This is a genomic window from Rhodanobacter sp. G1 (assembly GCF_055397855.1).
In genome coordinates, this window is record NZ_AP039674.1 from 1,318,281 (window position 1) to 1,339,028 (window position 20,748).

Genomic DNA, 20,748 nt, shown 5'->3' on the forward strand with positions numbered 1-20,748 from the left:
TTGAATCCAACGGTGCGGTTCGCTGCATCCAAGGCTTCGAGATCCGCGCTTACGCGGCCGACGAACCCATCCGGAGATCGCAACGATGAACCCACCCAGCCCTGTCACCCTGCCCAAGATGCGCCGACGCCTGTTGGCCTGCGCGCTGGCGCTCGCGGCAAGCATTCCCGTATCGGCGACAGCGGCCCTGCCGGCGCATGCGAGCTTGCCCGACACGCCCGTCGGCAGGCTGGCCGGTGCGCTGATCCGGCATATCGATGCCGACAGTCCGGCGAAGATCCGGCAGTGGGCTCCCGGCGTCCTGGCGGCGTCCGTCGCCGCGGGCGACAGGGCGGCGTTCGTGGACGTGCTGGCCTCGGCGGCGCGCGACAGCGGCGGCCTGGACGTGTTCGACGTGCGCACCGATCCGCGTCAGCCGGGCCTGCTCGAAGTGGCGGTGCGGGCGCGGCGCGGCGGGCAGCGGGCCTTGTTCGTCCTGGCCGCCGATGCTGCACATCCCGACCGGCTCGGACAGGCCGACCTGGTTCCCATGGACGACCCGGCGCTCTATGCCGGTTGGCCGAAGGGCGCGGTGTCGCATGCGGCGCTGGGCAGGCTGATCCATGCCGCGCTGGATCGGCTCGTGCGCACGGAGGATTTCTCCGGCTGCGTGACGGTCTCGGACGGCGGCCGCACGATCTTCGACGAATGCCGCGGCCTGGCCGAGCGCAGCTTCGGCGTGCCGGTCGACCACCAGACGAAGTTCCACGTCGGCTCGATCGACAAGATGTTCACCGCGGTCGCCATTGCGCAACTGGTTGAGGCGGGCAAGCTGTCGTGGGACGACACGCTGGCGATGCGGGTTCCGGAGTATCCCGACCAGGCGGCGGCGAAGCAGATCACCGTCTGGCAACTGCTGCACCACACCTCGGGGCTGGGCGATTTCCTCGTCCCCGAGTTCTTCGAGCATCGGGAAAAGTTCGTCGATCCGGCCGACTACCTCGGCCTCATCGCCCGCCAGCCCAGGGTGGGCAAGCCGGGCGGCGACTGGAACTACAGCAACGCCGGCTATGCGCTGCTCGGCCGCATCATCGAGAACGTCTCGGGCGAGAACTACTTCGACTACATCCAGCGCCACGTCTTCGCCCCCGCGCACATGGACGCCAGCGGCTTCGACGCCCTCGACGAGGTGACCCCGAAGTTGTCGGTCGGCTACTACCACGAGGGCCCGTTCTCCAGCGACTGGAAGGCCGACTGGATGAAGATCCCTTACAAGGGCGGCCCGGCGGGCGGCGGCTACTCCACCACCGCCGACCTGCTGCGCTTCGCCGCGGCACTGCGCGAAGGCCGGCTGGTCAAGCCCGCCACGCTGGCGAAGATGTTCGACGGCGAAGTGCCGGCCGGCCCGGGCGGCTACGCGGCGGGATTCGGCGACCGGCTCTCGCACGGCCGCCACATCCGCGGCCATGCGGGCGGCATCGAAGGCACGGACGCGGATCTGGCGATGGTCTGGGAAACCGGCGCGGCGGTGGTGCTGACCAGCAACGAAGGGCAGGGCCAGTCCTGGTTGTTCGCCGAACACATCGCCGACCTGCTCGCCGCCGAAGGCGCGCAGCCGGCTGGCGGATCCGCGGCAGGCAAATCGCGGCAGGAGCCGACCGGTGAATGACGGCATGCCGCCTTGCGTCCACGGGAGCGCTGTCGCCCCGGCGAGCGCCCGTCCGGCTCGCCTCATCCAGTCGTCCTGCCGTGGAGCGTCGCCGCTGCGCAAGCTTGCCGGAACCGCCGTGTCCGCCATCTTCCGCCATGGCCTTGTCTGCTGCCTTGCCTGCGTCACCTGTTGCGGCGCGGCTGCGGCATCGGCGTCCACGACGGTGCTGCCCGGCACGCCCGCCGGGAAGCTCGCCGCCGAGCTGATCCGCCACGTGGATACCGACAGTCCCACGAAGATCCGTGACTGGGCCAGCGGCGTGCTGTCGCCCGCCGTCGCGCGGGACGAGCGGGCGGATTTCGTCGATGGCCTGGTCTCGGCGGCGCGCGACGGCGGCGGCCTGGAGGTGTTCGACGTGCGCATCGACCCGCACCAGCCCGACCTGCTGCAGGTGGCCGTGAAGGCGCGCCGTGGCGGCCGGCGGGGCTTGCTGCTGCTGGCCGCCGATCCGGCCCGTCCCGGCAGGCTGGGGCAGGCCGATCTGGTGCCCATGGAAGATCCGGCGCTCTATGCGGGCTGGCCCACGGGCGCGGTGTCCCATGCCGAGCTGAGGTGGTTGATCCATGCCACGCTGGATCGGCTGGTGCGCACCGAGGATTTCTCCGGCTGCCTGAGCGTGGAAGATGGCGGCGCCACGGTGTTCGACGAGTGCCGTGGCTTGGCCGAGCGGCGCTTCGGCGTGCCGCTGGACGGACAGACGAAATTCCGCGTCGCCTCGATCGACAAGATGTTCACCGCCGTCGCCATCGCGCAGCTCGTCGAGGCCGGCAAGCTGGCATGGGACGACACGCTGGCCAAGCTGATCCCCGAGTACCCGGATCGCGCGGCGGGGAAGATCACCGTCTGGCAGCTGCTGCACCACACCTCGGGGCTGGGCGACTACCTGGTTCCGGCGTATTTCCGGCATCGCGAACGCTTCGTCGACCCGGCCGACTACCTCGGCCTCATCGCCCGCCAGCCCAGGCTGGGCAAGCCGGGTGGCGACTGGAACTACAGCAATGCCGGCTACGTCCTGCTCGGCCGCATCGTCGAGAAGGCCTCGGGCGAAGGCTATTTCGACTACGTTCGGCGCCATGTCTTCGTCCCGGCCGGCATGGACGCCAGCGGTTTCGACAGCCTGCAGGACGTCACCCCGAAACTGGCGGTCGGCTACTTCCGCGACGGCGCGTTTTCCAGCGACTGGAAAGCGGACTGGATGAAGGTCATCTTCCATGGCAGCCCGGATGGCTGCGGCTATTCCACCAACGCCGACCTGCTGCGCTTCGCCAGGGCGCTGCGCGAAGGCAGGCTGGTCAAGCCGGCGACCCTGGCGAAGATGTTCGACGGCGAAGTCCCGGCGGGGCCGGGCGCCTACGCGGCCGGGTTCGGCGACCGCGTTTCGCACGGCCGCCACATCCGCGGTCATGCGGGCGGCGACGCGGGCACGACGGCGAACCTGCAGATGGTCTGGGAGACTGGAGCCGCCGTGGCGCTGACCAGCAACCAGGGGCCATCGGAGCATTGGATGCTGGCCGAACGCATCGCCGACCTGCTGGCGGCGGAAGACGCCTCACCCAGGGTTGCCGGCGTGCCGGCCCGGTCACCCTGATCCACGACCCATTTCTTCAGGAGCATACCCATGGAATTCATCTTCATCCCCCTCGTCGTGATGCTGGCACCGGTGCTGATCGCGCTGATCCTGCTGCGCTACCGCTATCTGCAGACGCAGGCGCGCTACCGCACCCTGATGCAACTGGCCGACAAGGGCGTGGAGCTGCCGCCGCAGCTGCTGGTGGAGCCGCAGGTGGCCTATTGCGAACGGCGTCGCGCGCTGGTGCTGATCGGCGTCGGGCTCGGGCTGATGGCGATGCTGCTTGCGCTGCCCGGGCAGCTCGACAGCGGACGCAGCATCGGCAGCCTGTGGGGGCTGGGCCTGCTGCCGCTGATGACCGGCCTGGGCTACCTCGCCAGCTGGTGGTTGAACCGGCGGGAAGACCCGCGTGGCTGACGGCGACGCCGAGGCGCGCGTCGACCGGGCACTGGTGGCGCGCGCCCTGCTGGACAACGACCGCAGGGCGTTCGAGCAGTTGCTGCGCCGCCATCAGGGCATGGTGCGCGCGCAACTGCGCCGGCTGCTGCGCGGCGACGAGGCCACGGCCGACGACCTGGCGCAGGAAACCTTCCTGCTGGCATGGCGCAAGCTCGACCAGTTCCGCGGCGAGTCGCGCTTTTCGACCTGGCTCTACCGCATCGCCTACAGTTGTTTCCTGCAGGCATGGCGCAAGCGGCCCTTGGCCGCCGCCGAAACCGGCGAGGGCGAACTCGAACAGTTTCCGGCATCGCCGCAGCCGGTCGACCTGCAACTGGACGTCGAGCGCGCGATGCGGCGCCTGTCCGCCGCCGAGCAGGCGGTGCTGCTGCATTGCGTGCAACTGGGCCTGAGCCACGAAGAGACGGCCTATGTGCTGGCGATGCCGCTGGGCACGGTGAAGACGCACGCGCTGCGCGGCAAGGCGAAACTCAAGACGTGGCTGGCGGCGTGGCAAACCAACGCGGAGGAGCGGGCATCATGAATGACGTGCACGACGACCAAATCGAGGCGCTGCTGCGCCGGGGCTTCGACGGGCCGGTGCCCGACGCGGGTTTCAGCGAACGGGTGATGCGGCGGCTGCCGCCACGCCGGCGCCGCGTCGCCTGGCCGCTGTGGGGCGGCTTCCTGGCCGGGGCGGTCGCCGGCTCGTTGAGCCTGCTGCGTTCGCCGCTGCTGCATGCCGGCTGGCACGACTGGCTGCGCGGCGACTGGTCGGCGCCGGCGGTCGTGCTGTTGCTGGCGGTGGCCGGCATGTCGCTGCTGGCCTGCGGGTGGGGCGTGTTCGAAGCCGGCGAACGTTGAACTGCCGTCAGGCCGCGCGTCACGCCGCCGTGCGCGCCCGCGTGACGCGGCTGGCGGTGTCCTTGTGCAACTGCGCGGCCAGCCAGGCGCCGGTGGCGATGAGCAGGTCGAGGTCGACGCCCGTCTCCATGCCCATGCCGTGCAGCATGTAGACCACGTCCTCGCTGGCCACGTTGCCCGTCGCCCCTTTCGCATACGGACAGCCGCCGGTGCCGGAGACGGCGCTGTCCACCACGCGCACGCCTTCCTCGAGGCAGGCGAGGATGTTCGCCAGCGCCTGGCCGTAGGTGTCGTGGAAATGCACGGCCAGCGCCGCCATCGGCACTTCCTGCGCCACCGCGTGCAGCATCGCGCGCGCCTTCGCGGGCGTGCCCACGCCGATGGTGTCGCCCAGCGAGATCTCGTGGCAGCCGAGCGCGTGCAGCCGCTGCGCCACGCGCACCACGTCGCGTACCGGCACTTCGCCCTGGTAGGGGCAGCCGAGCACGGTTGAGACGTAGCCGCGCACCGCCACGCCGTCGGCCTTCGCGCGCTCCAGCACCGGCACGAAGCGCTCGATGGATTCGTCGATGCTGGCGTTGATGTTCTTGCGGTTGAACGCCTCGCTGGCGGCGGTGAACACGGCGACCTCGCCGGCGCCGACTTCGCGCGCGCGTTCGTAGCCCTGCAGATTCGGCACCAGCACCGGATAGCTCACGCCCGGCACCTTGCGGATGCCGTGGAACACCTCCGCCGCGTCGGCGAGCTGCGGCACCCATTTCGGGCTGACGAAGCTGGTGGCCTCGATGGTCGCAAGGCCGGTGGAGGAGAGCCGATCGATCAGCGCGATCTTCACCTCGGCCGGCAGCAGGGTCTTCTCGTTCTGCAGGCCGTCGCGGGCGCCGACTTCGACGATGCGGACGTGGTTGGATGCGGTCATGGCAGGCTCCAGTGGATTTCCTTCTCCCTCCGGGAGACGGTGTCCGAAGGGTGGATGAAGGTGCGGGCGAAGCGTTGCGTTTCAGCCGAACCCTCACCCCACCCCCTCTCCCGGAGGGAGAGGGGCTTCGAGCGTCAGTCGGCGAAGCGCACCAGTACGGCGTCGGCTTCGACGAAGTCGCCCTGGCTGGCGTTGACGCTCTCGATGGTGCCGGCGCGCGGCGCCTTCAAGGCCAGCTCCATCTTCATCGCCTCCATCACCAGCAGTTCCTGGCCTTCCTCGACGCTGTCGCCGGCCTTGGCCTTCACCAGCACGATGCGGCCTGGCATCGGCGCGACGACCTGGTTGCCGCCGGCGCTGTCCTTCGACGCCCAGGCGTAGGCGGCCGCGCGGTCGAGGCGCCAGCGGCGGCCGTCGGCGTCGTGCAGCAGCACGCGATGGGCGTTGCCGCGCAGCGCGAAGCGGACGGCTTCGCCATCGAAGCGGGCGCTGAGCGCGTCGCCGTCGAGGCGTGCGCCGCGCACTTCACAAGTGTCGTCGCCGCACCGCAGGCGGTAGTCGCCGGCGTGGCCGTGGGCCTCGATTTCGTAGCGCGCCTCGCCACGCGCCAGCGCCACGAGGCGCTTGCCGGCATGGCCCACGCGCCACGCATCGGCACTGGCCCACGGCGAATGCGGATCGGCGGGGTTCGCCGCGACGTGTGCCTCGTTGTGCAGCAGTGCGGCGGTGGCGGCGGCGAACAGCGTGCGTGCGTCGGGTTCGCCGTGGCCGGTGACGAACTCGTCGAGGTGGCGGTCGAGGTAGCCGGTGTCGATGTGCGCCTCGACGATGGCCGGATGCCGTGCCAGCCGTTCGAGGAAGGCGACGTTGGATTTCGGGCCTTCGATCTCGCATTCGGCCAGCGCCTCGCGCAGGCGCTGCAGGGCCTGCGGGCGATCAGCGTCCCACACGATCAGCTTGGCGATCATCGGGTCGTAGAAGATCGTCACCGTGTCGCCCTGCGCCACGCCGCCGTCGATGCGCACGTGGCGCGAGGGCGCGGGCAGGCGCAGCATGTGCAGCTTGCCGGAGCCGGGCAGGAAGTTCTGCTCGGGGTCTTCCGCGTACAGGCGCACCTCGATGGCGTGGCCGTGCGAGGCGACCTGTTCCTGCGTGAGCGGCAGCGCTTCGCCGTCTGCGATGCGCAGTTGCCATTCGACCAGGTCGATGTCGTGGGTGAGTTCGGTGACCGGGTGCTCCACCTGGAGGCGCGTGTTCATCTCCATGAAGTGGAAATCGCCCTGCGGCCCCACGATGAATTCCACCGTGCCCGCGCCCACGTAGTTCACCGCCCTGGCCGCGGCCACCGCGGCGGCGCCCATCGCGGCGCGCGTCTCGGGGGTGAGGAAGGGCGAGGGCGTTTCCTCCAGCACCTTCTGGTAGCGGCGCTGCGCCGAGCATTCGCGTTCGTCGAGGTGGATCACGTGGCCGTGGCGGTCGCCGAAGACCTGGAACTCGATGTGGCGCGGGTGCTCGACGTAGCGCTCCAGCAGCATGCTGGCGTCGCCGAACGCGGCCTGCGCCACGCGCTGCGCGGTGGCGAGCGCTTCGGGAAATTCCGCGTCGCTGCGCACGATCTGCATGCCCTTGCCGCCGCCGCCCGCCGAGGGCTTGATGATCAGCGGATAGCCGATGGCGTGCGCCTGTCCGGCGAGGAAGGCGTTGTCCTGGTTGTCGCCGCTGTAGCCGGGCACCAGCGGCACGGCGTGCTTCGCCATCAGCTGCTTGGCGGCGGACTTGGAGCCCATCGCCTCGATGCTTTCGGGATCGGGGCCGATGAACACGATGCCGGCTTCCTTGCAGGCGCGCGAGAACGCGGTGTTCTCGGACAGGAAGCCGTAGCCGGGATGGATGGCCTGCGCGCCGCTCTGCTTCGCCGCGTCGAGGATGGCATCGATGCGCAGGTAGGACTCCGATGGGCGCGGGCCGCCGATCGGCCAGGCTTCGTCGGCGAGGCGCACGTGCTGCGCGTCGCGATCCGCCTCCGAGTACACGGCGATGCTGCGGATGCCCAACCGGCGGCAGGTGCGGATCACGCGGCAGGCGATCTCGCCGCGGTTGGCGATCAGTACGCGTTCGAACATGCGGTTTCCTTGGCCCGGATGGCGATGCAAAGCCTCGGAAAATTAGCAGATGCGCCGCCGCGCGCCGATGCGCAGCGCAGCATGGCGGGTCAGCCCGCGCTCCATGCGGGCGGCCGCTTGTCGAGGAAGGCGGTGAGCCCTTCCTGGCCTTCCGGCGACACGCGCAACTGGGCGATCAGCTCGGCGTTGCGCTGGTCGGTGTGCTCGGCGGCATGCTCGTCCAGCCCGCCCACGCGGAAGGCGAGACGCTTGGCTTCGCGCAGCGCCTCGGGGCCGGCCTTGGACAGCATCTTCAGCGTGAACGCCACCGCTTCGTCCAGGTCGTCCGGCGCGACGACCTTGTGCAGCAGGCCGATGCGCTGCGCCTCGGCGGCGTCGAACAGCTCGCCGGTGAGGAACAGCCGGCGCGCCTGGCGCAGGCCGATGGCGGCGATCACGTAGGGCGAGATCACGGCGGGCACCAGGCCCATCTTCACTTCGGTGAAGCCGAACTTCGCGCCGTCGGTGCCGATGGCGATGTCGCAGCAGGCGATCAGGCCCAGGCCGCCGCCGTAGGCCGAGCCGTTGACGCGCGCCACGGTGGGCTTGGGGCAGAACTGCAGGCTGCGCATCAGGCGCGCCAGGCGCAGCGAATCGTCGCGGTTCGCCAGCTTGCTGGCCTTGGCCATGCCGCGCATCCAGTTGAGATCGGCGCCCGCGGAGAAGCTGGCGCCGCTGCCGGTGAGCACCACGGCGTGCACGGCGCGATCCTGGCCGGCGACCTCGATGGCCGCGGCCAGCTCGGCGATCAGCGCGTCGTGGAATGCGTTGTGCACTTCGGGGCGGTGCATGGCGAGCGTGCGCACGCCGGCGTGGTCGGTGATCTGCACCAGGGCTGTCATCGGGGTGTCCTTCGCGGAAATGTCCGCATCTTAAATCCCGCACGGCATCGGGGACGTCAAGCTGCAGTGCCGGCGGAATGTGGCTACAATGCGAACAATTCTTATTTGGTTCGGATCGAACGTGCGCTTGTCCGACTTGCCGAAGGGTACCCCCGCCGTGGTGGATCGCGTGGACGACGCGCACGCGGACGATGTGGTGGCGCAGCGCCTGCGCGACCTCGGTTTCGTCGACGGCGAGCCGGTGCGCGTGGTGGCGCGTGCGCCGCTGGGCGCCGACCCGCTGCTGATCCAGATCGGCTTCACGCGCTTCGCCTTGCGCCGTGTCGAAGCCGCGCGCGTCAACGTGCGCCCGGAGGCGGCATGAGCGCCGACGCCCTGCGCATCGCCCTCGTGGGCAACCCGAACTGCGGCAAGACCGCGCTGTTCAACCTGCTCACCGGCGGCCGGCAGAAGGTGGCCAACTACGCCGGCGTCACCATCGAGCGCAAGGAAGGACGCTTCGTGGCGCCGTCGGGGCGCATGCTGCAGATACTCGACCTGCCCGGCGCGTACAGCTTCGACGCGGTCAGCCCCGACGAGCAGATCACCCGCGACGTGCTGCAGGGCAACTATCCCGGCGAGGCCGCGCCCGACCTGATCGTCTGCGTGGCCGACGCCACCAACCTGCGCCTGCACCTGCGCTTCCTGCTGGAGGTGCGCCGGCTGGGCCGCCCGGTGGTGCTGGCGCTGAACATGATGGATGCGGCGCGCCGCCGCGGCATCGCCATCGACGTGCCGGAGCTGTCGCGCCGACTCGGCCTGCCGGTGGTGGAGACCGTCGCGGTGAAGCGCGGCGGCGCGCAGGCATTGGTGGAGCGCGTGGACGGCGAACTGCCGCTGCCCGCTCCGGCGCAGCCCGACGATGCCGCGAGCCGCGCCGACCTGCATGCGGAAGTGCGTGCATTGCTCGCCGACACCGTACGCATGCCGCGCCAGACGGCGGCGCTGGACGACACGCTTGACCACTGGGCGCTGCATCCGGTGTTCGGCCTGGTCATCCTCGCGGTGGTGATGTTCCTGGTGTTCCAGGCGGTGTATGCGGCCGGCAAGCCGATGACCGACCTGATCGGCGACGGCTTCGGCTGGCTCGGCGAACATGTCGCCGCATCGCTGCCGGCGGGGCCGCTGCAGGGGCTGATCAACGACGGCATCTTCACCGGCCTGGGCACGGTGCTTGGCTTCATGCCCGAGATCCTGGTGCTGTTCTTCTTCATCCTCGTGCTGGAGGAGTCCGGCTACCTGCCGCGCGCGGCCTTCCTGCTGGATCGGCTGATGCTGTCGGTGGGGCTGACCGGGCGCTCCTTCATCCCGCTGCTGTCCAGCTTCGCCTGCGCCATCCCCGGCATCATGGGCACGCGTTCGATCACCGATCCGCGCGACCGCCTCGCCACCATCCTGGTGGCGCCGCTGATGACCTGCTCGGCGCGCCTGCCGGTGTATGCCTTGCTGATCGGCGCCTTCATCCCGGCGCACCGCGTGTTCGGCCTGTTCAACCTGCAGGGGCTGGTGCTGTTCGCGCTGTACCTCGCGGGCATCCTCGGCGCCATGCTGGTGGGCTGGGTGATGAAGCGCATCCGCCGCGACCAGGGCGACCACGCGCTGCTGATGGAACTGCCCTCGTACCGGCTGCCCAAGGCGCGTGACGTGGCGATCGGCCTGTACGAGCGCGGTATGATCTTCCTGAAGCGGCTGACCGGCGTGATCCTCGCGCTGACCGTGCTGATGTGGGCGCTGTCCAGCTTCCCTGCGCCACCGGCGGGCGCCACCGGGCCGGCGATCGACTACAGCTTCGCCGGCCACCTCGGCCATTGGCTGGCGTATCCGTTCGCGCCGATCGGCTTCAACTGGCAGATGAGCCTGGCGCTGATCCCCGCCTTCGCCGCGCGCGAAACGGCGGTGGCCGCGCTGGCCACGGTGTACGCGGTAGGTGGCGACGCGGGCCAGCTCGCGCCGGCATTGGCGTCGCACGTGTCGCTGGCTTCGGCGCTGTCGTTGCTGGTGTGGTTCGCCTACGCGCCGCAGTGCATGTCCACGCTGGCGGTGATCAAGCGCGAGACCGGGGAATGGCGCAACGTGGTGGTTTCGTTCGGCTACCAGTTCGTGATGGCCTACGCGGCATCCTTCCTCGTCTACCAGCTCGCGAGCGCACTGGCATGAGCATGGGCCTGCTGATCCAGTACATCGTGCTCGCCCTGGTCGTGGCGATCAGCGTGCTGGTGGTGTTCCGCAAGCTGGCGCCGCAGCTCACCAGCCGCTGGCTGGCGGCGGCCTCGATCCGTTTGTCGCGTAGCGACTCGCGCGTGCTGAAGGCGCTGGCGCGACGGGTACAGCCGAAGCAGGGCACCGGCGATTGCAGTGACGGCTGCAGCACCTGCGGCGCTTGCGGGCCGAAGAAGCCGATGACGGTTTCGATTACGCCGAAAGGGCCGGATTCGTCCGGGCAGGCACGCATGGCCGTGGAGCCCATGCCGCTGCACTTCCGCCCGCGCGGACGCTGATTCACTACATCCGGAACACGCCGTAGCGTTGCGGCTCGATCGGCGCGTTCATCGAGGCCGAGATCGCCAAGCCCAGCACGCGGCGGGTGTCGGTCGGATCGATGATACCGTCGTCCCACAGCCGCGCGCTGGCGTAGTAAGGGTGGCCCTGGCGCTCGTACTGCTCGCGGATCGGCGCCTTGAAGGCATCCTCTTCTTGCGCGCTCCACGACTTGCCGGCGGCCTCGATGCCGTCGCGCTTCACCGTGGCCAGCACCGAGGCGGCCTGCTCGCCGCCCATCACGCTGATCCGCGCGTTCGGCCACATCCACAGGAAGCGGGCGCCGTAGGCGCGGCCGCACATCGCGTAGTTGCCGGCGCCGAAGCTGCCGCCGATCACCACGGTGAACTTGGGCACGTGCGAGCAGGCGACGGCGGTGACCATCTTCGCGCCGTCCTTGGCGATGCCGGCCTGCTCGTACTTCTTGCCCACCATGAAGCCGGTGATGTTCTGCAGGAACACCAGCGGCACGTTGCGCTGGTTGCACAGCTCGATGAAGTGCGCGCCCTTCAGCGCGCTCTCGGCAAACAGGATGCCGTTGTTGGCGACGATGCCCACCGGGTAGCCGTGGATGTGCGCGAAGCCGCAGACCAGGGTCTTGCCGTAGCGCGCCTTGAACTCGTGGAACTCGGAGCCGTCGACGATGCGCGCGATCACCTCGCGGATGTCGAACGGGCGGCGGGTGTCCTCCGGGATCACGCCGTACAGTTCCTCGGCGGGGTACTTCGGCTCCGCCGGTTCGCGCAGCGCCAGCGGCATGGTTTTCTTCCGGTTGAGGCTGGCGACGATGTCGCGCGCGATGCTCAGCGCGTGGGCATCGTTCTCGGCGTAATGATCCGCCACGCCGGAGATGGACGTATGGACGTCCGCGCCGCCCAGCGTTTCCGCATCGACCACCTCGCCGGTGGCGGCCTTCACCAGCGGCGGGCCGCCCAGGAAGATGGTGCCCTGTTCGCGCACGATGATGGTCTCGTCGCTCATCGCCGGCACGTAGGCGCCGCCGGCGGTGCATGAGCCCATCACCACCGCGATCTGCGGGATGCCCAGGCCCGACATGCGCGCCTGGTTGTAGAAGATGCGGCCGAAGTGCTCCTTGTCCGGGAACACCTCGTCCTGCAGCGGCAGGAAGGCGCCGCCGGAATCGACCAGATAGACGCAAGGCAGACGGTTTTCCAGCGCCACTTCCTGTGCGCGCAGGTGCTTCTTCACCGTCATCGGGAAATAGGTGCCGCCCTTCACCGTGGCATCGTTGGCGACCACCATCACCTCGATGCCGTTGACGAGGCCGATGCCGGTGATGATGCCGGCGGCCGGCGCGGCATCGTCGTACATGCCGTGCGCGGCCAGCGGCGAGAGCTCCAGGAACGGCGAACCGGGATCGAGCAGGGCGCGGATGCGCTCGCGCGGCAGCAGCTTGCCGCGGGCGACGTGTTTCTCGCGCGCCTTGGCGCCGCCGCCTTCGGCGCTGCGGGCCAGTTCGCTGCGCAGTTCGTCGGCCAGTATGCGCAGGCGTGTGCTGCTGGCGTGGAATTCGGGGGAACGCGGGTCGATCTGCGAGACGATGACACTCATGCGGGGCTGCCGTCGGAATGATCCGGTGAATGATACCGGTAGCGCCCCGCAGTGAGCCCACGTGAGCAAAAACAGGTTCGGAGCGGCTCTACTTGAAGAGTGCTGCCAAGGATGGCCGTCCATTCGGTTTTCGCGTTCATGGACGAACGCACTGATTGTGCACAACAAAAAAACGGCCGCGCGAGGCGGCCGTTTTTCCGGACTGCGGAACGGGGATCAGTGACCCTTCATCGCGTCCTTGGCCTTGTTGGCGGCATCCTTGGCGGCGCCGGCAGCGTCCTTGGCAGCGTCGGCAGCCTTGCCGGCGGCGGCAGCGGCGTCGCTGGCGGCGCTGGCAGCAGCGGCCGGAGCGCTGGGGGCGGCAGCGGCGGTGGAGGCCGGGGCGGCAGCCGGAGCAGCGGCGGTGGAGGCCGGGGCAGCAGCCGGAGCGGCAGCGGTGGAGGCGGCAGCCTGCTGAGCCTGGTCAGCAGATGCCTGCTGGGCCTGGTCGCTCGACTGGGCGTTCTGCGCGGAATCCTGCGCGCCGTTGCTGCAAGCCGCCAGCAGCGCGACGAGCGCGGAGGCGAGAAGGGTACGCGTAAACTTCATGGTGGATCTCCTTAGCCGTGGAATGCCGAATGGCGGATTATTATTAGCGCTTTCCCGCGTTGTACGCCATAACTTTCGCTGCGCCGCTTCAGGCGCTGTTGGCAGCGGGTTCAACGCGCTTTCAGCGGGTGTCAGTCGAGGCGTTCCACCGCGATGGCGGTGGCCTCGCCGCCGCCGATGCACAGGCTGGCGACGCCGCGCTTGAGGCCGCGGGTTTTCAGCGCGTTGAGCAGGGTCACCACCAGGCGGGCGCCGCTGGCGCCGATCGGGTGGCCCAGCGCGCAGGCGCCGCCGTTGACGTTGAGCTTGTCGTGCGGGATGCCCAGTTCCTTGATGGGGGCCATCGCCACCACCGCAAACGCCTCGTTGACCTCGAACAGGTCGACGTCAGCGACCTTCCAGCCGGCCTTGTCCAGCACCTTCTGGATCGCGGCCACCGGCGCGGTGGTGAACCACTCCGGCTCCTGCGAGTGGGTGGCGTGGGCGACGATGCGCGCCAGCGGCTTGAGGCCGCGCTTGTGCGCGTCGTCGGCCGACAGCAGCACCACGGCGGCGGCGCCGTCGGAGATGCTGGAGGAACTGGCGGCGGTGATGGTGCCGTTCTCCTTGCGGAAGGCGGGCTTCAGCGAGGGGATCTTGGCGATGTCGGAGCGGCCGGGCTGCTCGTCGGAATCCACCACCACGTCGCCCTTGCGGCCGGCCACGGTCACCGGAACGATCTCGCCGGCGAACGCGCCGGACTGCTGCGCGGCCAGGGCGCGTTTCACCGATTCGGTCGCGAACGCATCCTGCTCCTCGCGGCTGAAGTGGTACTTGTCGGCGCACAGCTCGCCGAACACGCCCATGGCCTTGCCGTCGTAGGGGTTGGTCAGGCCGTCCCAGGCCATGTGGTCGACCAGCTTGCCGTCGCCGTAGCGGATGCCGGTGCGGGCGTTGACCAGGTGCGGGGCGTTGGTCATCGACTCCATGCCGCCGGCCACCACCACGTGGACGGAACCGGCCTTGATGAGGTCGTGGCCCAGCATGATCGCCTTCATGCCCGAGCCGCACACCTTGTTGATGGTGGTGCAGCCGGCGGACTTCGGCAGGTCGGCGTCCAGCGAAGCCTGGCGGGCCGGCGCCTGGCCGAGGCCGGCCGGCAGCACGCAACCCATGATGACTTCGTCGACGTCGGCGGGCGCCACGCCGGACTGTTCCAGCGCGGCGCGGATCGCCGTGGCGCCCAGCTTGGGCGTGGGCACGCCGGTGAACTGGCCGAGGAAGGAACCGATGGCGGTGCGCTTGGCACCGGCGATGACGACACTGACGTCGGACATGGGGATCTCCACTGAACGTGTGGGCATGAATGGCCCGAGGTAGAACGGGGATTATCGCAGTCCCCGCCCCGGGCCGGCAAACGATCCGACGTACGTTCTTGCATGATCCGCCGCCGTACGCTTGTGCCAAACTCGCGCAGAGCGCCGGCCGCATCGAGCCGCGATGCCGCGCCGGGCCACGGATCGGATCAGCCTTGGGGACATCGACGATGAAGAGGGACTTGCATGGGGCCGGCTGCCGCGAGGCTGCCTTGTTCGTGGCGATCGCGCTGGCGTTGAGCGCCTGCGGAGGCGGCGGGGGAACCAAGCCGACGCCGGTCAGCTCCGGCGGTTCGGGCGGCTCCAATCCGCCTTCGTCCAGCACCGTGCCGCAGCCGCCGGTGGATGCCCAGCTTTCGCTCACCAATACCTATGCAGCGCACGCTGCCGGCTACACCGGCGCGGGCGTGACCATCGGCGTCGTGGACAGCGGCATCATGCGCAGCAATCCGGCGCTGGCCGGGCGCGTGAGCAAGGAGCTGATCTACGTCGACCCGTCGAGCAACAACACCAACATCGACGACGTGGTCGGCCACGGCACCTGGGTGTCGGAGATCGCCGCGGGCTCGGCATACGACAAATTTGCCGGCGGCATCGCGCCGGGCGCGGATCTGGTTTCGGCGCGCATCATCTCGGACAGCTCGCCGGACGACAACGGCTCCACGCCGCCGTCGACGGTCACGGTCAGCGACGCGCAGTTCTTCGGCCAGGTCAACAGCGACCTGATCGCCGCCGGCGTCCAGGTGATGAACAACTCCTGGGGCGGCATCACCTGGGACACCTCCGACACCAGCGTCAACCAGGCCTTCGACCAGGCCTACAGCCCGTTCGTGAACCAGCAGGGCGGCCTGGTGGTGTTCGCCGCCGGCAACGATTCGGAAGCCAACCCCAGCACCATCGCGATGCTGCCCAACGTGGCGCCGGATCTCGCCAAGGGCTGGCTGGTGGCGGTGGCGGTCAACAGCAACGACCCCACCCAACTGGAAGGCTATTCCAACAAGTGCGGCGCGGCGATGGACTACTGCCTCGCCGCGCCCGGCGACGTGATCGTGCTGGACAAGGATGCCACCGCCAGCACCGCCAACCCCACCTACTACATCGTGGAAGGCACCTCGTTCGCCGCGCCGGAGGTATCCGGTGCGGCGGCGCTGGTGTGGCAGGCCTATCCCTACTTCAGCAACGACCTGGTGCGGCAGACCCTGTTGGGCACGGCCGACCCGCTGGGCGGTTCGCAGCCCAACCCCACCTTCGGCTACGGCGAACTGGACGTGGGCCGCGCGGTGAACGGCCCGATGCAGTTCAACTGGGGCGACGTCACCGTCAGCTTCAGCGGCAGCTCGAACTGGAACAACCCGATCTCCGGTGCGGGCGGCCTCATCAAGCAGGGCGACGGCACGCTCAATCTCACTCAGCCGTCCAGCTACACCGGCCTGACCCAGGTGCAGGCCGGCACGCTCACCGCCAAGTCGCTGGCTGGCGCGGCGAGCATCAGCAGCGGCGCCATCCTCAGCGGCATGTCGTCCATCGGCGGCAACGTCGCCAACGCGGGCACGCTGGCCATCGGTACCAGCAGCGTCAGCGTGGGCGGCAACTACACGCAGCAGGCCGGCGCGCAGCTGTCGCTGTCGCTGGGCTCCACGCTCAACGTGGCCGGTACCGCGTCGATTGCGGGCAACCTGCGCGTGACCGGCACCAATTCGGGCTACACCGCGAACTCGCATACCGACGTGCTGGTCGCCCAGGGCGGGCTCAGCGGCACCTTTGCCGCCCTGACCCAGGCCTCGAACGTGACCTTGCTCACCGCCACGCTGAATTACGACGCGACCTCGGCTTGGCTCGACGTGCAGCAGGTGCAGGCGAGCGCGGTGCAGGGCACCAGCTACAGCGTGGCCTCCTACGGCGCGGCACAGCGCGTGGATGCGGCCTTCGGGCAGATCGACACGCAACTGTCCCATGCCGCGGCATCCGGCTCGCCGGCCGCCAGCAGCTTCATCGAAGGCGCCGCCGCCCTGCAGCAGACCGCTACGCTGGCCAACCTGCAGCAGTCGCTGGAAAGCCTGTCCGGCCAGCTGCACGCGGCCAGCGCGGCGATGACCTTCGAGGCGATCGACGCCGGCACGCGCGCCTTGTCCAACCGCTTCGACCAGTTGCTGGACGCGCCGAAGATCGGCGCGTGGACGCAGGGCCTGGGCTACCACGGCGACATGTCGCGCAGCGGCTACGCCAATGTGGGCTACGACCTCAGCGGCTGGCTGGTGGGACAGGATTTCCGCGTGGCCGGCAGCGGCGTGGCCGGCTTCGCCCTGGGCCGCACCCAGGGGCTGGGACGGCTGACCGAAAGCGCCGACCAGGGCTTCAGCCATGCGGTGGAAGGCATGCTCTACGGCGGAACCGTGCGCGGCAACTGGTATGCGATGGGCCGCTTCGGCATCGGCAGCTACCAGGAAACCATGCACCGCCAGCTGCAGCTCGGCAGCCAGTACGCCGGGGTGGGCAGCGACAGCCGCGGCCGTTATGGCGTGGCCTATGGCGAGAGCGGCTACCGGTTCTCGCTGGGCGGCGCGCGCATCACGCCGTATGCGAGCCTGGAGTACGCGCAGATCCAGCGCGACGGCTTCGACGAGGTGGGCGGCGACGGCTTCGGCCTGAAAGCCGGCGCGCTCACCACGGCGCGCTGGCAGGCCGGCGTGGGCCTGCGCGCCAGCCGGCACTGGCACCTCGGCCGCGCCGGCAGCCTCGCATTGCAGGGGCGGATGGCGTGGCAGCAGTCCTTCGGCCTGCGTGGCGAAGCGTTCGACGCCAGTTTCACCGGCGTGAACCAGTGGGCGCCGCTGGGCGGCGTCGGCCTGTCGCGCTACGGCGGCATGGTCGGCACTTCGCTGGACTGGAGCATGAATCCGCGCAGCAGCCTGTCGCTGGGCTACGACCAGTATTTCGGCCAGGGCCGGCAGGCGACGATGGCCACGCTGAACTACAGCTGGTCGTTCTGAGTCGTGCGAAGCCAGGCGGCGATGCCGTGCGGCATCGCCGTCGCCGGCCGGCAGCCGCTCGCCATGGACGATCTCAAGCGCGCGGGCCGCGCGCCGTCCAGCCGATGCCGCGATACGAATCCGCCACCGCCGCGGCGCCCGCCGCGATCGCGCTGGACATCAGGAAGGCCGACCACGCGTCGCTGTCGTGCGGATGCGCCAGCAGCGGCGGCAGCCACACCAGCAGGGTGATGACGCCGAGCATCGCCGCTTCCAGCGTGGCGGCCAGGCGCGGCCACAATGCGAGCAGGATGCCGATGGCCGCGGCAAGGCTGCCCGCGCCGGTGAGGTAGGCCCAGCCGTGCCGCCACGGCAGCCACGCCGGCACGAACCCCGCCGTGATGTCGGCATAGACGAAATGCGAAAGGCCGATGGTCGGCAGCGCCAGCACGAATAGCAGCCGTGCGTTGCGGATGCCGTTGCGACCCGCAAGGAAGCGCCCACCGGGGGCTGACAAGCTGGCGAAGACGATCCACGCGCCGGCCAGGATCACCGCGATCTCGCCCGCGCCCAGCCAGACGGCCTCCATCGAGGGCGCGTAGAGGATGGCCGGGAATTTCAGCAGCACCATCCACAGCAGCGCGAACGCCGACATCGTGGCTGCGGAAGCCTTGGCGACGCGGGGAACCAGGATGCCCAGGCCGGTCGCCAACTCGACCAGCGCCGCGAGGTAGACGAAGGCGTCGTGCGCGGGCAGATGGGCGATCGGGATGCGTTGCCAGACGCCGGCGAAATCGCCGAACGCCAGTCCGCGCAGACCCAGCGCGATCATGACCAGTCCCAGCAGCACCCGGCCGGGGCCGGCCCTGCGCGCAATGGCGCCGCTGGCGCCGACGGCAAGGCAGGCCGCCAGCCGCACGCGTGCGCTCGTACCGTTCACAACGGATGCTGCGTCCATCATCAACCCCTTGCCGAGCTGCGCGAGCACAAGCTGCCGAGCGTAGTCGGGCTGCCCCGCCCGGACAACCGCGCGCGCAAGGGGAGGCCGGCTGCTACGCCAGCTCGACCTGCACGCCGGCGTTGCGCAACGCTTCGACCGTCTCGGCTGGCGCGCCGTTGTCGCTGATCACCTTGTGCAACTGGCGCACCGGCGCGATCACCGACAGGCTGCGCTGGCCCAGCTTGCTGGAGTCGCAGACGGCGACGGTCTGCCGCGCCACCCGGATCATCAGCGCGTTGAGCGCGGATTCCAGCGGGTCGGGCGTGGTCACGCCCACCTCGGGATCGAGGCCGTCCACGCCGAGGAACAGCCGGTCGGCGGAGAGCTTGGCCAGCGCGTGCTCCGCATCGGGGCCGACCAGCGAGTAGGAGGTCTGGCGCAGCAGGCCGCCCAGCATCATCACGCGGACGTTGGGCAGGCCCGACAGCTCCAGCGCGATGTTCAGCGCGTTGGTGATCACGGTAAGCGATTCGAACTTGCGCTGGCGGATCTGCCGTGCGATCTCCACCGTGGTGGAGCCGGAATCGAGGATGATGGTCTCGCCGTCGCGGATCATCGCCGCCGCCGCCTGTCCGATGCGCAGCTTCTGTGCGTGGTGGCGGGTTTCCTTGATGTTGAGCGGGATGTCGCTGCTCACCGGCACCACCGGCAGCGCGCCGCCGTGCGAGCGCACGATGGCCGAGGCGTTGGCCAAGGCCTCGAGGTCGGCGCGGATGGTGACGGCGGAGGTGTGGAACTTCTTCGCCAGTTCCTCCACCGTGGCGCGGCCGTGTTCCTCCACGTGTTCCACGATCAGGCGGCGGCGTTCGCCGAGCAGCAGGCGGTGGCGGGGCTTGGCGGCGGATGCTTTGCTCATGCGGCGGGAATCTGCAGGAGTCGGGCGGCGTTGTCATGGTAGACCTTGCGCAGCACCGCGTCCGGCAGCTTCAGGCCGTAGATCGACCAGCGCCCCTGCGGCGGCACGTCCGCGGGCGCGTAGTCGAAGTATTCGTCCTCGGTTTCGAGGAAGCGGTAGTAGGTCTCGTACAGCGCATCGCCGAACAGCTGCTGCGGCACGTCGTCGCCCCACGGCGAAGGCACCGCGTCGGTGCCGAACAGGATGCGGTCCTGCCAGCGGTCAAAGAAGCGCTGCGCGATGCGCGGCTGGCGGCCCAGCTCGCCGATGCGCGCGCTGATGTCCACCATCGTGTTGGGGAAGCGCGCCAGGCAGGATTCGACGGCGGCCAGGTTCTCCGCGTTGTTGCCCACGTGCAGAAGCACGAAGGTGGTGTTCGGGTGGCGCGCGATCATGCGGTCGCGCGCGGCGATCAGTTCCGCATGGCTGGGGAACTCGGGGCCGTAGAATGACCAGTCCGGGTGGTTGGCCAGTTCCTCATAGCGTTCGTTCTCGCCGTCGGTGGGCAGGAAGAATGCCTCGGGGTCGGAGACGTGCAGAAAAACTGGCATATCAAGGCCAGCACAGGCTTCCCACATCAGGTCGAAGCGGCGGTCGTCCACGCCAACCAGCGGGCCTTCGTCGATGCCTTCGCGCAGGTACAGGCCCAGCGTCTTCAGCAGCTTCAGCCCACGTGCGCCCGCACGATGCGCGTGTGCGATCGCGTCGGCCTGGCGTTGCGGGTAGTCCGCTTCGGGGAACAGCGCGAACGAGGGTTCGGTGAGCGTGAGGAAGCGCCCGGGCGCGGCCTGGTCGAACAGCCGGATGCTTTCCTCCAGCCCCTTGCCGACGCCGCCGGTGAGGTTCACCAGGGTGCGTACGCCCTTGCGATCCATCACCGGCAGCAGTTCCTCCGGCGTGGCGAATACGGTGATCTCCTCACCCACCGACACGCCGCTGCGCACGTTCTTCGACCAGGTGAGGTGGGCATGCACGTCGATCACCGGGAAGCGCGGGCGCTCGACGCGCGTCTGCGGCACGCGCAGCATGCTGCGCGGCTTGAAATCCCTGAGGCGCAGCTCGCCCTTGCTGTCGTCGCGCGCCGTCCGCAGCGGGTTCTTGCCGCTGCCTTCGATGCGCACGGTACCGGCGCCGGTGGGCGGAGCGCAGCAGAGGCAGGATTTCTGATGGGGCATGTTTTTCATCTTCCTCTCCCCTCCGGGGAGAGGATCGAGGTGAGGGGCGGGGCTTGCGAGAGACGATGCTAGTGCAAGCCGTTTCGTCGGAAGCGCACCTCAAGTCCGGCCCCTCACCCCAGCCCTCTCCCC

The 20,748-nt window shown here is 69.5% G+C and carries 18 protein-coding genes; 9 read left to right on the forward strand and 9 right to left on the reverse strand.

What is annotated here, in order from left to right; translation table 11 throughout:
- Nucleotides 1-85: 85 nt before the first annotated feature.
- The 5 genes from ACZ5Z2_RS05980 (at nt 86) to ACZ5Z2_RS06000 (ending at nt 4,562) form a co-directional block, all read left to right on the forward strand.
- Nucleotides 86-1,648, forward strand: coding sequence for a serine hydrolase domain-containing protein (locus ACZ5Z2_RS05980; RefSeq protein ID WP_464761036.1), 1,563 nt, complete (start codon nt 86-88; stop codon nt 1,646-1,648).
- A gap of 118 nt (nt 1,649-1,766) precedes the next feature.
- Complete coding sequence (locus ACZ5Z2_RS05985; RefSeq protein ID WP_464761037.1) at nt 1,767-3,278, forward strand: serine hydrolase domain-containing protein; 1,512 nt, start codon at nt 1,767-1,769, stop codon at nt 3,276-3,278.
- 30 nt (nt 3,279-3,308) lie between these two features.
- Nucleotides 3,309-3,677 carry a DUF6249 domain-containing protein gene (locus tag ACZ5Z2_RS05990; RefSeq protein WP_464761038.1) on the forward strand — a complete coding sequence of 123 codons (369 nt, stop codon included), beginning with the start codon at nt 3,309-3,311 and terminating at the stop codon, nt 3,675-3,677.
- On the forward strand, nt 3,670-4,242 hold the full coding sequence (locus tag ACZ5Z2_RS05995) for an RNA polymerase sigma factor (RefSeq protein WP_464761039.1): 573 nt from the start codon (nt 3,670-3,672) through the stop codon (nt 4,240-4,242). Before ACZ5Z2_RS05990 ends, ACZ5Z2_RS05995 begins: the two co-directional genes overlap by 8 nt.
- Complete coding sequence (locus tag ACZ5Z2_RS06000; RefSeq protein ID WP_464761040.1) at nt 4,239-4,562, forward strand: hypothetical protein; 324 nt, start codon at nt 4,239-4,241, stop codon at nt 4,560-4,562. The genes ACZ5Z2_RS05995 and ACZ5Z2_RS06000 overlap by 4 nt, the downstream gene beginning before the upstream one ends.
- A gap of 19 nt (nt 4,563-4,581) precedes the next feature.
- Here ACZ5Z2_RS06000 and ACZ5Z2_RS06005 read toward each other — a convergent pair whose 3' ends face one another.
- The 3 genes from ACZ5Z2_RS06005 to ACZ5Z2_RS06015 all read right to left on the reverse strand — a co-directional run bounded on the left by ACZ5Z2_RS06005 (nt 4,582) and on the right by ACZ5Z2_RS06015 (nt 8,485).
- Nucleotides 4,582-5,481 carry a hydroxymethylglutaryl-CoA lyase gene (locus ACZ5Z2_RS06005; protein ID WP_464761041.1) on the reverse strand — a complete coding sequence of 300 codons (900 nt, stop codon included), beginning with the start codon at nt 5,479-5,481 and terminating at the stop codon, nt 4,582-4,584.
- A gap of 134 nt (nt 5,482-5,615) precedes the next feature.
- Entirely contained in the window at nt 5,616-7,604 is a 1,989-nt protein-coding gene (locus ACZ5Z2_RS06010) for an acetyl/propionyl/methylcrotonyl-CoA carboxylase subunit alpha (protein WP_464761042.1), read from the reverse strand.
- Between the two features lie 89 nt (nt 7,605-7,693).
- Nucleotides 7,694-8,485, reverse strand: coding sequence for an enoyl-CoA hydratase-related protein (locus ACZ5Z2_RS06015; RefSeq protein WP_464761043.1), 792 nt, complete (start codon nt 8,483-8,485; stop codon nt 7,694-7,696).
- A 121-nt stretch (nt 8,486-8,606) separates the two neighbouring features.
- Here ACZ5Z2_RS06015 and ACZ5Z2_RS06020 point away from each other — a divergent pair, with 121 nt between their 5' ends.
- The 3 genes from ACZ5Z2_RS06020 to ACZ5Z2_RS06030 are packed head-to-tail and all read left to right on the forward strand — an operon-like array spanning nt 8,607 to nt 11,022.
- The gene (locus ACZ5Z2_RS06020) at nt 8,607-8,849 is read left to right on the forward strand and encodes a FeoA family protein (RefSeq protein WP_464761044.1); all 243 of its coding nucleotides are present in this window, start codon (nt 8,607-8,609) and stop codon (nt 8,847-8,849) included.
- Nucleotides 8,846-10,681, forward strand: a complete 1,836-nt coding sequence (feoB, locus tag ACZ5Z2_RS06025; RefSeq protein ID WP_464761045.1) for a ferrous iron transporter B — start codon at nt 8,846-8,848, stop codon at nt 10,679-10,681. Before ACZ5Z2_RS06020 ends, feoB begins: the two co-directional genes overlap by 4 nt.
- On the forward strand, nt 10,678-11,022 hold the full coding sequence (locus ACZ5Z2_RS06030) for a DUF6587 family protein (RefSeq protein ID WP_464761046.1): 345 nt from the start codon (nt 10,678-10,680) through the stop codon (nt 11,020-11,022). The genes feoB and ACZ5Z2_RS06030 overlap by 4 nt, the downstream gene beginning before the upstream one ends.
- A 4-nt stretch (nt 11,023-11,026) precedes the next feature.
- Here ACZ5Z2_RS06030 and ACZ5Z2_RS06035 read toward each other — a convergent pair whose 3' ends face one another.
- The 3 genes from ACZ5Z2_RS06035 to ACZ5Z2_RS06045 all read right to left on the reverse strand — a co-directional run bounded on the left by ACZ5Z2_RS06035 (nt 11,027) and on the right by ACZ5Z2_RS06045 (nt 14,538).
- The gene (locus ACZ5Z2_RS06035) at nt 11,027-12,634 is read right to left on the reverse strand and encodes a carboxyl transferase domain-containing protein (protein WP_464761047.1); all 1,608 of its coding nucleotides are present in this window, start codon (nt 12,632-12,634) and stop codon (nt 11,027-11,029) included.
- A gap of 216 nt (nt 12,635-12,850) precedes the next feature.
- The gene (locus ACZ5Z2_RS06040) at nt 12,851-13,222 is read right to left on the reverse strand and encodes a hypothetical protein (protein ID WP_464761048.1); all 372 of its coding nucleotides are present in this window, start codon (nt 13,220-13,222) and stop codon (nt 12,851-12,853) included.
- Between the two features lie 131 nt (nt 13,223-13,353).
- Nucleotides 13,354-14,538 carry a thiolase family protein gene (locus ACZ5Z2_RS06045; protein ID WP_464761049.1) on the reverse strand — a complete coding sequence of 395 codons (1,185 nt, stop codon included), beginning with the start codon at nt 14,536-14,538 and terminating at the stop codon, nt 13,354-13,356.
- Nucleotides 14,539-14,747: 209 nt separating this feature from the next.
- Between ACZ5Z2_RS06045 and ACZ5Z2_RS06050 the strand changes: the two genes are divergently transcribed.
- Nucleotides 14,748-17,567: a S8 family serine peptidase gene (locus tag ACZ5Z2_RS06050; RefSeq protein ID WP_464761050.1), complete on the forward strand. Its 2,820-nt coding sequence runs from the start codon at nt 14,748-14,750 to the stop codon at nt 17,565-17,567.
- A 73-nt stretch (nt 17,568-17,640) separates the two neighbouring features.
- Here ACZ5Z2_RS06050 and ACZ5Z2_RS06055 read toward each other — a convergent pair whose 3' ends face one another.
- The 3 genes from ACZ5Z2_RS06055 to ACZ5Z2_RS06065 all read right to left on the reverse strand — a co-directional run bounded on the left by ACZ5Z2_RS06055 (nt 17,641) and on the right by ACZ5Z2_RS06065 (nt 20,616).
- A complete protein-coding gene (locus tag ACZ5Z2_RS06055) occupies nt 17,641-18,486 on the reverse strand; it encodes a DoxX family membrane protein (RefSeq protein WP_464761051.1) in 846 nt (281 codons plus the stop codon).
- Nucleotides 18,487-18,598: 112 nt separating this feature from the next.
- Nucleotides 18,599-19,402, reverse strand: a complete 804-nt coding sequence (agaR, locus tag ACZ5Z2_RS06060) for a transcriptional repressor AgaR (protein ID WP_464761052.1) — start codon at nt 19,400-19,402, stop codon at nt 18,599-18,601.
- Complete coding sequence (locus tag ACZ5Z2_RS06065) at nt 19,399-20,616, reverse strand: amidohydrolase family protein (RefSeq protein WP_464761053.1); 1,218 nt, start codon at nt 20,614-20,616, stop codon at nt 19,399-19,401. Before ACZ5Z2_RS06065 ends, agaR begins: the two co-directional genes overlap by 4 nt.
- Nucleotides 20,617-20,748: the final 132 nt, after the last annotated feature.